Annotated in this window: 8 protein-coding genes; 2 read left to right on the top strand and 6 right to left on the bottom strand. The window is 33.6% G+C overall.

All coding sequences use genetic code 11. The features are described from left to right. From BUC29_RS04085 to BUC29_RS04065, 5 genes are all read right to left on the bottom strand, one after another. Positions 1 to 3,398, bottom strand: a 3,398-nt coding sequence (locus tag BUC29_RS04085; protein ID WP_073413545.1) for an RHS repeat domain-containing protein, incomplete at its 3' end; no start/stop codon positions are given. 402 nt (positions 3,399 to 3,800) lie between these two features. Continuing rightward, positions 3,801 to 5,486, bottom strand: a complete 1,686-nt coding sequence (locus BUC29_RS04080) for a sodium/sugar symporter (RefSeq protein ID WP_073413543.1) — start codon at positions 5,484 to 5,486, stop codon at positions 3,801 to 3,803. Between the two features lie 246 nt (positions 5,487 to 5,732). Next, positions 5,733 to 6,794, bottom strand: a complete 1,062-nt coding sequence (locus BUC29_RS04075) for a UDP-glucose--hexose-1-phosphate uridylyltransferase (protein WP_073413541.1) — start codon at positions 6,792 to 6,794, stop codon at positions 5,733 to 5,735. Between the two features lie 16 nt (positions 6,795 to 6,810). Next, positions 6,811 to 7,971, bottom strand: a complete 1,161-nt coding sequence (gene galK / locus BUC29_RS04070; protein ID WP_073413539.1) for a galactokinase — start codon at positions 7,969 to 7,971, stop codon at positions 6,811 to 6,813. Positions 7,972 to 7,988: 17 nt separating this feature from the next. Continuing rightward, the gene (locus BUC29_RS04065; RefSeq protein WP_073413630.1) at positions 7,989 to 9,044 is read right to left on the bottom strand and encodes an aldose epimerase family protein; all 1,056 of its coding nucleotides are present in this window, start codon (positions 9,042 to 9,044) and stop codon (positions 7,989 to 7,991) included. 103 nt (positions 9,045 to 9,147) lie between these two features. Between BUC29_RS04065 and BUC29_RS04060 the strand changes: the two genes are divergently transcribed. Beyond that, the gene (locus tag BUC29_RS04060; RefSeq protein ID WP_073413628.1) at positions 9,148 to 10,146 is read left to right on the top strand and encodes a GntR family transcriptional regulator; all 999 of its coding nucleotides are present in this window, start codon (positions 9,148 to 9,150) and stop codon (positions 10,144 to 10,146) included. A 164-nt stretch (positions 10,147 to 10,310) separates the two neighbouring features. Here BUC29_RS04060 and BUC29_RS04055 read toward each other — a convergent pair whose 3' ends face one another. Continuing rightward, entirely contained in the window at positions 10,311 to 11,000 is a 690-nt protein-coding gene (locus BUC29_RS04055) for an NUDIX hydrolase (RefSeq protein ID WP_073413537.1), read from the bottom strand. A gap of 569 nt (positions 11,001 to 11,569) precedes the next feature. Here BUC29_RS04055 and BUC29_RS04050 point away from each other — a divergent pair. Beyond that, positions 11,570 to 14,626 (top strand): SusC/RagA family TonB-linked outer membrane protein, encoded by a 3,057-nt coding sequence (locus BUC29_RS04050; protein ID WP_073413535.1) that lies wholly within the window; start codon positions 11,570 to 11,572, stop codon positions 14,624 to 14,626.

Here is a 14,626-nt window from a genome sequence, read left to right as displayed (position 1 = left end):
TGGTTTTCAGAGAGAATATTGCCCAGGTTATCTTTTACGGTTTCCAGTCTTCCGAAACTGTCATAAGTATAAGTGGTGATAAACCCTTTAGGATCGGTAACAGTGCTTACGCCAATAAGCGGTTTATAGGTGTAGGTGGTTACCATGGCATTAGGCAGTGCAGTCCTTAATACATTAAGGGCAGTAATCAGTTCGGCTTCAGTTCCTGTGTCTGATTTAGCCTGCAGGTTTGAAACATAAGATAAAACCTCGCTGTAAGATGCGTTCTCAATCTTGGCAATAGGCTGGGTCTGGTTATATCCCCAGATAATGGAAACCGGAATACCGCTCTCTGGAGTATACTGAAGAATGTTGCCTTTAGTATCATACTGGTTAAAAGTGATTTTCTTTTCCAATTGTCCAATTGAAGGTGTTGTAATATTTGGCAGAGCATTAGGGAATTTAGCCGCATATACAGACACAGGCAGCGGCAGATTTGCAGTTGTTGTATTATTATCATAAATAGTAAGCTGTTCGGATAGTAATGTTCCGGCTTTATAATTCTGGGTATCTAACGGAACTCCAATTATATTGGCAGCTATAAGCTGGTTTACGATTGGTTTGGCTGACATTTCTGAGTCTTTTGGATAGAAATACTTAGTTTCCAAAAGTTCATTTTTTGAATTGTTTGAGCTCTGTGATGATAACAATGTATGATTAATGCCTCTGTAATTATAATTAGTAGTTGCAGTTACAGGGTTATTTCCATTGAGGTCATATGTAATCTCCTGTGTAGATTTTAAGTAATGCCAAAAAGCATAGTTTTTATAGGATACAATACTAAGGTTATCAATATTGGCTAAATTTGAGATTGTTTTTGGCAATGTAAGGCCATAACAAGGATGTTCAATATACATAGTTCTATTGTCATGCCCTGGTGCTATACATGTATAACCATCTCCGAAAAACATATCGTTCATCAATATTTGATGAGTATGATTTGCAACACATCTCCAATATGGTGTTCTTTTTGTAAGGTCTGCTTGGGTACATTCATAATTAACTGGTGCAGAAAGAATTTTTTCATAATTTTTTCTGGCGCTATAGGAGATAACTTCTTTTCTTAAAGCAGATCTTTCTTCGTATTCGTTTATCGTTTGTTTAACTGTTTTTAGATCTTTATTGAAATAGGTTACTTTTTTTTCAAGTCCATTATCCCAGCCAAGGTTAGACAAGGGGACACTCCTTATATCACCAGTTCCTATGACAAATCCATCTCCTGCATCACGATGCACAATAAATTCATGTTCTTCCCCTCCGTTTAAAAAATTATCTGACCCGTATGAAATTGTCACATAATTATAGAACACATTTGAACTTCCTGTATCAAATAAAGACGCTAAACTGCTTGAAGATAAGTTTAAATAGGTCGCTGTACTAACAACACCAAAAATTCCTGCCCCTGGAGATTCTAAAATTTTCTCGACTTTATAAGTATCAATATAATAAGGTTCCTGGCCTTTGTTTCCTGTTGATTTGGCTAGATCATCTTTTTTAGCATATAAAAATCGCTTAATTACCGGAGCAGATGAAGCAGAAGCATAGTCTGAAGTACGTTGCACTCTAATACCGCCTGTTTTAACATTCCCCGGAATGATGGTAGCATTCCCCGGCAGGTAATTATAGTTTAGTGTAGATGAAGTACAAAACCAGTCAGAGCTTATACTAATACGATAGGTCTGATTTGCTGACGCAACAAAATAGAAATTTTTAGCTGCAGAAGCTGTATTGGGAGTTATTTGATAAAAACTATTACTGATCTCAGCATTATTGTCTGTTCTGAAAAGGATTTCGTATCTGCCTGCTGTAGTATTGTAAACACTTATAGTGGCCTTGCTTTTACCTGTGTCCAAACTTGGGTCTGAACAGTAGAAACCTGTACCCGCTATAATCGATACTTTTTGTGTCCTTGCGCCATTAGCATATATAGACTGTGAAGAGGTTGTGTTTGTTTCTTCTGTAGTAACAGCACTTATAGATTGGTAAACTCTTGTAGGTTCAACTGTTATCTGCCCATAATAATCGTTAGGTTCATAATCAAATGTGGTATACCCTTCTGTAGGGTATATAATTTTACTCAATAAACCAATTTTTGCAAAATTGCCGTCAGGGTCTTTATTGGCTCCATTATAACTTACTGATTGCAATTCATAAGCGTCAACAGCAGGCACAATATTGGTATTGTTTTTACCATTATAATACCCCCAATGATCCTGGCTCAGCGATAATCTCGCAGGAAAACTGTTTCTGTTGTTATACTCAAACTGATAATTTTGGTTTACATCCTTAAACTGAACTTTATCCAGAAATACTCTGCTGTTAGGAGTTGTAGTGTAAGTAAAATTGATGCGGTCAATTTCTGCAGCGTTTTTATCCTTTATGGTGATTTGAGATATTTTGTTATTGCCGGTTGTAACATCAGCACTAGAAGTCGAAAGATAAGTAAAGGCAACCTCCCCGTAAAAAGGGTTTGTGCTCTTAATTGACTTTATTGCCTTTCCTGCTACGTTCATAGTGTGTTCATACATAGGGCTTAATCCTCCGGTATATTGCTCAAGATTACCGGCTGCATCATATTGTATACGCGGGTACAGCATTCTGTAAGTCTGCGATTTAGAGGTTGTGTAGGTAGATGTGGCATCATCATAAGTAAACTGTATCTGATCCCCTTTAGGGTGTACAATACGGCTTAAATACCATGAAGAAACGGTTATATTAGGAATAGAGTGACCTCCGCCAAGTACTCTTTGTGTAGTGATTTCTTGATTATCGAAATAATATTTTACACCATCAGGTGCAGTAATTGTAAAATTAATACCTTCAGAATTTTGTGTGTACTCTATTTTTAGTTCCTGTGCAGGCATCAAGAGAATGCCTCCCTCATAGGTAAAAATAAATTTACCGGAATATTTACCAAAGTTAAAACTGAAGATATCACTTTCTGTATCAACATCATTTTCCCCAATATATTGATAAAAATCTAAAGCCTGAGGAGAATAACGTCCTGTTGCTTCAGTTATTGATATTGGAATAGGAAAATTTCCTCTGTCTTCATCGGGTTTATCTCTTACGATTCTTGTTATGACTCCGCCAAAACTAAGGTTCCAGCTTTGTCCTACATTAGATGAGATTTCATCAACTTTAATACCGTTAGAGCTATAAAACATGCTGATAGGAACTTCAAGATTGGCCGTTTTATAAGTATAAATAGGGATACTGATGTTTTGAGATCCGGTAAACAATCCGATAGGAGTATTTCCATAAGTACCCAATGCATAAGCCGTGGTAGATGGCGGAATTATATTGGGAATATATTTGCTGGGATCATTTTCGGCAATTTGTGCATTTAATGAAAACATTATAAAAAATAAAATATTGCAGAACACTATTTTATAATTTTTTAATAGTATTTTTTTGGTTAAAAAAAACAATAATAGAAATTTTTTTTTCATTTAATAATTATATAACATTAAAAATTATGATTTTTGATTAATACAGTTAGTAATTAATCAGAATATAAATGATTGGCAATCGTTAATATGGTGGAAAGTAATTTTCTTGTAAGAGAAGTAAATTATTCTTACTCAAACATATTCTTAGTGGATTTTAAAGAAATGTAAATCTATAATAAAATATTAAAAAGCACAATATTAAAAACAAGAAATTACTTATTTTTTTAAATTCAAAATTCTGAGTATAATAGATAAAAAAAGGGATCCCAAACAGAATCCCTTTTTCACTTCAAAATTACTTATTAAAAATTACCAGAATTTAACGTACAATGCTACGATAATCAGTAATGTAACTACAATTAAAACAGTTGTTTGTGGTTTTACTTTAAACATTTCAGAGTCAATTTCAAACGCTTTTGGATTTACTTTAGGACCAGCTAAACTTATTAAAATCATTACCAAAGTGGTGAAGAAGAACGATAATCCCATACAAATATGAAAAGGAATTTCGAATGCTCCTTTTCCGTTAGGATAAGCAGTATACAATAAAGTGTCGTTCCCGAACAAAGCCGGAGCATATTCGTTGAATAAAACAGACAATAAAAATCCTAAAATTACCCCAACAATAGCGGCAGTTCCAGTAGTTCTTTTCCAGAACATACCAAGGAAGAACATTGCAAAAACTCCAGGGCTTATAAATCCTGTATATTTTTGGATATAAGTAAATCCTCCAACTCCTCCGATACCTAAAGTATCTTTCCATGTAAATAAAACAGCTAAAAGCATGGCAGCAAATACTGTAATTCTACCAATATTTACCTGTTGTTTTTCTCCAGCTTCTTTTTGAATGTATTTTTTGTGAATATCTAAAGTATAGATTGTAGAAATACTGTTTACTTTTCCGGCTAATGATGCTACGATTGCAGCAGTCAGCGCCGCAACAGAAAGTCCTTTTAAACCAGTTGGTAAGAATGTCAATACTGCAGAATAAGCACCATCTTTTCCTCCTACCAATTGTGGTAAATGTCCGTTTTGATATAAAACATAAGCCGCAATACCAGGAAGCATAACGATTAATGGCATTAATAATTTTAACATACCAGCAAATAAAATTCCTGTGCGAGCCGTTTGTAAATCTGCTCCAAGCGCTCTTTGTGTAATGTATTGATTACATCCCCAGTAGTTTAAGTTGATGATCCAGATACCAGCAAGGTAAGACATTAGGCCAGGGAAAGTTAGATATTTATCAATTTCAAGCTGAGATGAAGCTGCAGTTGGTTTTGGAATAATCATTTTAAAATGCTCAGGAGCTTCTGTCATTAATACTTTGAAACCTTCAATTGCATTGCTGCTTATTCCTAGTTTTTCTCCAACAGTTACTAAAGCAATATAAGAAGTTACCAATCCGCCAATAATTAATACAGCAACCTGAATAACGTCGGTATAAGCTACAACTTTCATTCCTCCAAGAGAAATAAACAAAGCAAATACAGCTAAACCAACCATAATAGCATGAAGATATTCTCCACCTGCGAGACCGTTAATCGCAACTGCACCTAAATATAAAATAGAAGTTAAGTTTACAAATACATATAAAAACAACCAGAAAACGGCCATAATCAATGCGGTCGATTCATTGTAACGCGTTTTTAAGAACTGAGGCATTGTGTAAATCTTATTTTTAAGATATACCGGAATGAACCAAACAGCAACAATAATTAAAGCAATAGCAGCGATCCATTCGTAAGCAGCAACGGCAATTCCTAAAAAAAAACCTTCGCCACTCATTCCTATGAATTGTTCTGCCGAAATGTTTGATGCAATTAAAGATGCTCCAATTGCCCACCAGGTTAAATTTCCTTCTGCAAGAAAATAAGCTTTTGCATCTTGTTCGTCTTGTTTACGCTTACGGTAAACGGTGTAACCGTAGACAGAAACTACGATAAAATAAATAATAAAAACCGCATAATCTGCGAAGGAAAGGCTTTGGTTCATTGTTAATAGTATTTTAGATAATTAGTATAGGTTATTTTTAGGTTAAAGTTTGAAATTACTATTTATGTGGTTTAATGTGTTTATAAATAAAATATCTGTTTTTATTCTGTTATTTTTTTATGAAAATAAGAACGAAAGCCAAATTTAAAATAAAAACTTAAAAAACAACTACTTTAAATGTATTATTTACATTTATAAACAAATAATTCTGTTAAATTTTTTAATTATAGATCACATCGTAAAATTTTAGTCAATTTTTACTGTATTTTTGTAATGTACATCTGCTTGTTGTCTTAAAATTTCGGCACTTTTTTCAGGAGTAATATCTCTTTGCGATTCTCCCATCATTTCATAACCTACCATGAATTTTTTTACAGTTGCAGAGCGAAGCAATGGCGGATAAAAATGCATATGGAAATGCCATTCAGGATGATCAAAACCATCTGTTGGTGCTTGGTGAATTCCTGATGAATACGGAAATGAAGTGTTAAATAAATTATCGTATTTGATTGTTAACTGCTTTAAAATTTTGGCATAAGCCGAAACTTCTTCAGCTGTAAAATCAGTTATTTTGCTGATGGCTCTTTTGCTTACAATCATAGTTTCATACGGCCAGATTGCCCAAAACGGAACCAGTGCAACAAAATGTTCGTTTTCGATTACAATTCTAACTTCGGCTTTTAATTCGGCCTGAACGTAATCTTCTAATAAAGTTCTGCGGTTTTTATCGTAATATGATTTTAAGCTGTTATGTGTTTTTTCAACCTGAGTCGGCAGTGAGGACTGTGCCCAGATTTGTCCGTGCGGGTGAGGGTTGCTGCAGCCCATAACACTTCCTTTATTTTCAAAAATCTGAACGTGGTTGATGTATTTAATATTTCCTAAATCGGTATATTCTTTCTGCCAGGTTTTTACAATGTTTTCAATATCCGAAACTTCCATTTCCGGCAAAGTAAGATCGTGTCTTGGTGAAAAACAAACCACTCTCGAAATTCCCTGTTCAGGTTTTGCCTTAAAAAACGTGTGTTTGATATCTTCTTCAAAAATAATTTCGTCCTGCTTTAGCGCAGCAAAATCATTGTCAAATACAAAACTGTTTTTGTATGCCGGATTATGTACTCCGTTTGCACGAACATTTCCCGGACATAAATAACATTCAGGATCGTGTTTTGGAAGTGATTCTGTCGAAATGGTTTCATTTTGTCCCTGCCACGGACGTTTTGCACGATGAGGTGAAACCAAAACCCATTCATTAATTAAGGGATTAAAACGTCTGTGAGGATCTTCGTTAATGTCAAAATTTTTCATTGTGTTGTGTGTGGTATTAAAGTAATGTTGTTCCGTTTGAGATTTTTACGTCATAAAATTTTAATTGAATCCCAAATGTATCTAAATAAAGATTTGAAAACTTACTTTTTACCTCATTTTCATGTCCTTTTTTAATTAAATTTATAGTACAGCCGCCAAAACCGCCTCCCATAACGCGAGAACCAATAACAGCATCATCTGCTTTTGCGGTGTCTACAAGCATGTCAAGCTCGGCGCAGCTTACTTCATATTCCTGAGATAAACCATAATGTGTTTCAAAAAGTAATTGTCCTAAAAGTTCTATATTTCCTTTGTCAAGAGCTTCGCAGGCTTTTATAACACGATTGATTTCTTTTACTACAAAATGAACTCTTTTAAAAACCGTTTCGCTCATTTTATCCTGAATGTTTAAAAGTTGTTCTTCAGAGCAGTCTCTGAAACTTTTTACATCAGGAAAATTTTCTTTAATAATTGCTAAACCTTCTTCACATTCAATTCTGCGCGTGTTATATTCAGATGTAAAAAGAGAATGTTTTACATTACTGTCCATTAAAATCAATGAATAATCTTTAAAATCAGCATTATGATATTCGAAATCAAGTGTGTTGCAGTCTAATTTTATAACCTTATTTTCAAGACCGTGAACGCTCGAAAATTGATCCATAATTCCGCAGTTAATTCCAACCCAGTGTTCTGCTTTTTGTCCTAATAATGCTATATCAACTTTTTCAATTTTTAAATCAAAAAGCTGTTTGATTCCGAAAATTGTTCCGCATTCTAAAGCCGCAGAAGAAGACAATCCGGAACCAACTGGAATATTACTGCTAAAAACACAATTAAAACCATCAAACGAAAATTCTTTATCCTGCAGTTGTTTGATAACGCCGCGAATGTAATTGGTCCAAACCACATCGCTTAGTTTTACTTCTTCGGTTAAATCAATTTCAAATTCTTCATTTAAATCAATAGCAATGATTTTCGATTTTTTAGAATTACTTTTTTCAAAAGCAAAACAAATCACTTTATCAATCGCGGCCGGCAGAACATAACCGTCATTATAGTCAATATGTTCTCCGATAATATTAATTCTTCCTGGAGAAAGCACCACTTTTTCTGGCTTAGAGCCAAACGATTTCTCAAAAAAAGCAGTCGTATTTTGTATTAAAATGTCATTCATTATATTGTAATAGGTAGTTAGTTTATATTTTCAAATTTGTAAACCGTTTTCTGAATATATTCTTCGCCTTTTTTCAAAACCGAATTCGGAAAATGTGCCTGATTTGGAGCGTCCGGAAAATTTTGGGTTTCAAAGCAAATTCCGCTGGTTTTATGATAAACAGCATCATTTTTTCCTTTCAAAACATCAAAACAATTTCCTCCTACATATATATGTACACTTGGCTGATTTGTAAAAACGCTCATTTTCAAATTGTTTTTTGAGCTCGATAAAACGGCAGCAGCAGTATTGGTCTGCTCGATTACAAAAGAATTATCGATAGATGCCGGACAATTTTTCTCAGATCTAAAATCAAATTCGTGATTGGTTAAATCAATAAATTTTCCGGTTGGAATATTTTCATGATTCGTTTCAAGTATTTTTTCAGCATCAATAAAAACCTTTTGGTTCAAAACACTTCCATCATGTCCGTCCAGATTAAAATAACTGTGATGCGTTAAATTTATAATTGTATCTTCTGTCGAAACTGCTTTATAATCTAATTTCAGTTCATTTTGCTCTGTCAAAGTATACGTTAAATCTACATGCAATTCTCCCGGATAATTTTCGTCTAAATTTTCACTTACAAGACTAAATGTTATTGAAGGATTTTCTCCCAAAGTCTGGTTGGTAACATTCCATACTTTTTTCCCAAAACCATTATTTCCACCGTGAAGAGAATTTCCATTATTATTTTGAGCCAATTGAAAAGTTTTTCCATTTAATGAAAAAGCTCCTTTATTAATTCGTCCGGCGTAACGCCCAACAGTTGTTCCAAAATAAGGTGCGCTTGGCAGTAAATAAGATTCTAAATAAGACGAAAGAGAATCAAAACCTAAAACAACATCAACAAGATTTCCTTTTGAAACCGGAATTTTTAATGAAGTTATAGTCGCTCCATAATTAATAATCTCCACTTTCATACCATTTTTGTTCGATAATTCGAAAGCGAAAATTTCGTTATTATCTGGCATGAAACCAAAGGATTTAGAATTATAAGTTTCGTTTAAATGCGATTTATGTTTTATTTCCATATAAATTTTGCCAATAATGAAATTCAAAAATAAAAACATTTGTTTATTTTTGCATACCAGTACCTACCAGTTTTTGTATATTGCACAAAATTTCAGTTTTCTTATGAATATAATTTCGATTCAAAATAACATTGGCCTGCCAAAATATAAGCAGATAATTCTTTCAATAGAAAAAGCAATTGAAGAAGAAAAATTGATAAAGGGCGACAGGCTTCCGTCGGTAAATAAAGTCTGTCTTGCGTTTTCTTTGTCCCGCGATACGGTTTTGCTGGCTTATGATGAACTCAAAAAAAGAGGCATTATTTACGCCATTCCAGGAAAGGGATATTATGTTAAAAGCGTTGAAATCACTATAAAACAAAAGATTTTTTTACTTTTTGATGAGCTGAATATTTTCAAAGAAGATATTTATAATTCGTTTTTAAATAATATTGGAAAAAATGTTCAGGTGGATATTTTCTTTCATCATTTCAATAGTCAGGTTTTTCAGAAGCTTATAAATGACAGTAACGGAAATTACACCAAATACATTTTGATGCCGACGAATTTAAAAGATATTCTTCCTTCTATAAAAACCCTACCAGTAGGTGACGTAATTATACTGGATCAGACGAATCCGGATTTAAAATTATATCCGGCAATTTATCAAAATCACCAAAAAGATATTTTTGAAGGTTTGAAAAAAGGAAAAGAAAGATTGAGCAAATACAAAAAACTCATTTTGATTTTTCCGGGATTTAGAGAACCGCTCGGAATGAAACTTGGTTTTGAAGATTTTTGTGCTGAATATCGTTTTGAATCTGAAATTATAACCGAGTTTACAAACAGAGAAATTACAGAAGGTGATTTATACATAATTCCAAACGATCGTGATTTGGTTCGTGTAATCGAAAATGCGAGAGATAAGAATTTAAAATTAGGTTTAGATTTTGGAATTATATCGTATAATGAAACACCGCTGAAAAAAATTGCGGCAAACGGAATTACAACTATTTCGACTCATTTTGAAGCCATGGGTAAAATTTTGGCCGAAATGGTTTTGAAAGGAAAAAAAGAGCAAATCGAAAACAAATCTTCATTGATTATGCGAAACTCTCTTTAATATTTTATTTTCGGGCTTAGATATCAAAGTAAAAGACCAACAGTACTTTCCCTGAAGAACAAAACCCTGAAATCGACAAATTTCAGGGTTTTGTTTTTTAGTTTTTAGCAACAGAGTAAAAGATTTACTCAGATTTTTAATCCTTTAATCTGCAGGGAACTTTTTTATAAGTTTAATACAAAATCGTTAAGTAATTTCTCTTCATACTTTTCTTTATTAAAAGTGTACAAGTAAGATCCTTTTCTCGACGACTGCATATCTTTTTCGTCTAGTTTATTCAGGATTTCGAGAGAGTTTATTTTGCTGATAAAGTTTCTCTTGTCTAATTCTTTACTTAAAATCGCTTCATATAATTCTAGAAGCTGGCGCATGGTGAATTTTTCCGGAAGCAGCTCAAAACCAATAGGTTTAATTGAAGTTTTGTAACGAAGTCTTTTTATGGCATTTTGAACCATTTCGTTATGGTCAAAAATTAAATGTGGAGCATCGTTAATCGGGAACCATTCTGCATGGTAATTTTTGATCAGTTCGGCATTATGATTTTCGATATTAATCAAAGCAAAATACGAAACCGAAATTGTTCTTTCGACAGGGTCACGATCAATTTCACTGTAAGCATACAGCTGCTCCATATATATATCGTTTAAACCTGTATATGTATTTAAAATTCTGATAGCCGCATCATCTAAAATTTCGTCACGTTTTAAGAATCCGCCAATCAGAGACCATTTTCCTTTTTCGGGTTCAAAATCCCTTTTAATTAAAAGTATTTTCAAACCTTCGCTGTCGAACCCAAAAATAATACAATCTACCGCTAATAAAACCTTATCGGCAGAGCTATAACTGTTTAGCATATTCAATATTTTATTGGTAAAGATATAAACTTCCTCATTTGTTTCATAATTTATTAATGTAGTTTTTACACTTACACAAATAACCCTTCAAAAATAGCGTTAAAAAATTCCTTTTTTGAACAAAAATAACACTCATTTTTCGTTTTAAGATTTTTTTTAAGACCAAAACAGGCCAATGCAGGATAGTTTTTTCAAAAAAGTATAAAATAATACAAAAGCGACCTTGTCTTTAAATAAGTTTTTATTTACAAAAGTATAATTTATTCTTATTCAATCAATTAAAATAAAACCATTTTCTAAACTTTTTTAAGTTGCTGCTATTTTGATTAAAAATAGGCTTTTTGCTAAAAAGTGTAATTTATACACAATTAACTTGTCAAAATCAGCAAGTTTTTGAAAAAAACAACAAACTTTTAAATGTTTATATTACACTTAAATTACGATATGTGTTTTTTTTCAATTGTTTTTTTATCATTTTAATTTGTTTAAGAGGTTTTTTTTTATTTAAATTTACAAATGTAATATCAACACTTATTAACTAACATAAAACCAACCTTAAACCAACCAGTATGATAACAAACCAACAATTAATTTTTTACTGCAATTTTTTATTGCCAAAAAAAGACTGGATTATAGCAACCTGCATGCTATTATTTTCTGTTAATCAAATGTCGGCTCAGGGCAAAACGATTAATGGAGTTGTTACTTCGGCACAAGACAATCTGCCTTTGCCTGGGGTGAACATTATAATTAAAGGAACCAAAACAGTTGCTACAACTGGATTTGATGGAGAGTATTCGATTAAAGCATCTTCAAACGATGTTTTAATTTATTCATTTATAGGATTTCAAAATAAAGAAATCGCAGTTGGAAACCAGACAAAAATTGATGTCACTTTAAGTGAAGACACAAATAAATTAAATGAGGTAGTGGTAATTGGGTACGGAACTCAAAAGAAATCTGATTTAACAGGATCTGTGAGTGTCGTAAATATGGAATCGGCAAAAAAGACCGTTACGTATGATGCTGCAAAAATGCTTCAGGGTCAGGTTCCGGGAGTTACGGTTCAGTCATCTGGAGAACCTGGAGGATTTGTAAATATTAAAATCAGAGGGATAACTTCATTTACAAATAACAACCCTCTTTTTATTATTGACGGAATTATGGTCGACGCACCTTATGATTTTGCACCGGGAGAAATAGAATCGATGCAGGTTCTTAAAGATGCCTCTTCGGCTGCAATTTATGGTGTTCGTGGTGCCAACGGAGTTGTCATTATTACAACCAAAAAAGGAAAAGAAGGCAGAATGGATGTGAAATTTAAATCTATTGTAGGTCTTCAGACTGTTCCTAAAAAATGGGACGTTACGGATCGTGTAGGTTATCAAAAAATTACCAGCGAAGCCGAAAGAAACAGAGATTTAAGAGCTGGTGTTCCGGTAAGTATTGCACCGGGAAATGATCCTTCGAGCCCATCATATATTTCAAATGTCGATACAGACTGGCAAAAAGAAGCTTTGCAGACCGGAGTTGTACAAAATCAGGCATTGACCTTTACAGGAGGTGCAGAAAGTTTAGCGTATAGCTTTAATGTTGATTATTTTAAAAATACCAGTTATGTGAGAACGCCCCAGGACTATGAAAGGTTATCGACAAATTTAAATTTGAATGGTAAAAAAGGAAAATTTAAATACGGAGCAAAAATTGGCTACACACAATCTGATAAAGAAATTTTTAATGAATACAATGCCGGACAAACTGTTATCAGCGACATTCTAGGCGCAGTTCCAACAATGCCGGTTTACGATTCTAACAGACTTGGCGGTTACGGAGGAACAGACAATCTTACGCAGAGAGCGATTTCTATGAACCCTATTGGCTACAATAATTTAATAAAAAACAGCGGAAAAAGAAACAGATTTCTAGGTGATGTTTGGGCTGAACTTGAAATTGTAAAAGGATTAAAATATAAACTTGATGTAAGTTATGATAGAACTGACTGGGAAAACAGAAAATTTATTCCGCCTAGTGATTTAGGATGGTATTACATTACTACAAATGATGAAGCTTCTCTTGACATTTCGACAGGAAATGAGTTAAGAACATTTTTAAACAATCTTTTAACGTACGAAGTTACACTTGGAAAACATAAAATCGATGCTTTAGCAGGTTGGATTCAGGAAAGACGCGACAACCACAGTATTACAACCAGAGGAGTTGGATTTGAACCTGGCGAAATCAGCATGCTTCAATATGCCGATTCAAGAAATGCATCTGAATATAAATTTACAATTACCGGAATTTCATACATCAGCAGATTGAATTATTCTTTTGATGACAAATATTTACTTCAGGCAAATTTCAGACAAGATAAAACCTCTCTTTTCAGCAAGATAAATAACTCTGCAAACTTTTATTCTTTTTCAGGTGGATGGAGAATCAGCAACGAAAAATTTATTCATTTACCATCTTGGGTAAGCAATATAAAACTTAGAGGGGGTTACGGAACAATTGGTAACAATACTATTCCGCAATACTTTTTTGCTACTACAGTAAACAGTTTTGCAGGTTATGATTTTAATAACGAACTAGCGCCGGGAACCACTGTTGTAAGCGCCTTAGATCCAAATGTACATTGGGAAAAAACATCAAGTACCAATGTTGGAATCGAATTAGGTTTCTTAGATAATGATTTACAATTTACAGCAGAATATTTCTTAAAAAAATCCGATGATTTGTTATTAGGAGTTCCGCTTCCTTATTCAACAGGAGCATTTCCTTCAAATGTAACGACAAATGCGGGTGCTATGAAAAATTCTGGAGTTGAGTTTACAGCATCTTACAGCAACCACCATCATAAATTTAAATATGATATTTCGGCAAATTTAGGTACGCTTAAAAATGAAATTACAAAAATTGGCGTAAACGGAAATCCTATTTACGGAGCCGTTTCTAAGACAGAAGTAGGAAGATCTGCAGGAGAACTTTTTGCATGGGAAGCCATTGGAATTTTCCAGAATGCGGCTGAGGTCGCTTCATCACCAACTCAAACAGGTGCAGCGCCGGGAGACATAAAATTTAAAGATGTAAATGGTGATGGAATTATTACAGATGCCGATAGAACTTTTCAGGGTGTAGCAATTCCTAAATATGGTTTTGGATTGAATTTTAGTGCTTCGTACTCCAACTTTGATTTCTCAATGTTCTGGCAGGGAAGTGGAGGAAACAAAGTATTTAATGCCATGTACCGCAATTTAATGATTGGTCAATATACTAATCATCATACAGACGAATTGAATTACTGGACACCAACAAACACAAATACAAACGTTCCGGCTCCGGTTATTGGCGATCCTAACGGAAACGCAAGAGATTCTAACAGATTTATAGAAAGCGGCGATTACGTTAAATTACAAACAATGGAAATTGGTTATAACATTCCGTTTAAAGACAAATTTATTCAAAAAGCCAAAGTTTATCTAAATGGTCAAAACCTGCTGACAATTTCGAAATATAAAGGATACGATCCTGATTTTAACAGTGACGGATTAATTTCGAGAGGATATGATGCCGGATCTTTTCCAAATCCGAGAACAATTTCTTTAGGAGTAGAAGTAAGTTTCTAA

Source organism: Flavobacterium defluvii, assembly GCF_900129555.1.
GTDB classification, from domain to species: Bacteria; Bacteroidota; Bacteroidia; order Flavobacteriales; family Flavobacteriaceae; genus Flavobacterium; species Flavobacterium defluvii.
This window is presented reverse-complemented; position numbering and strand designations above follow the sequence as displayed.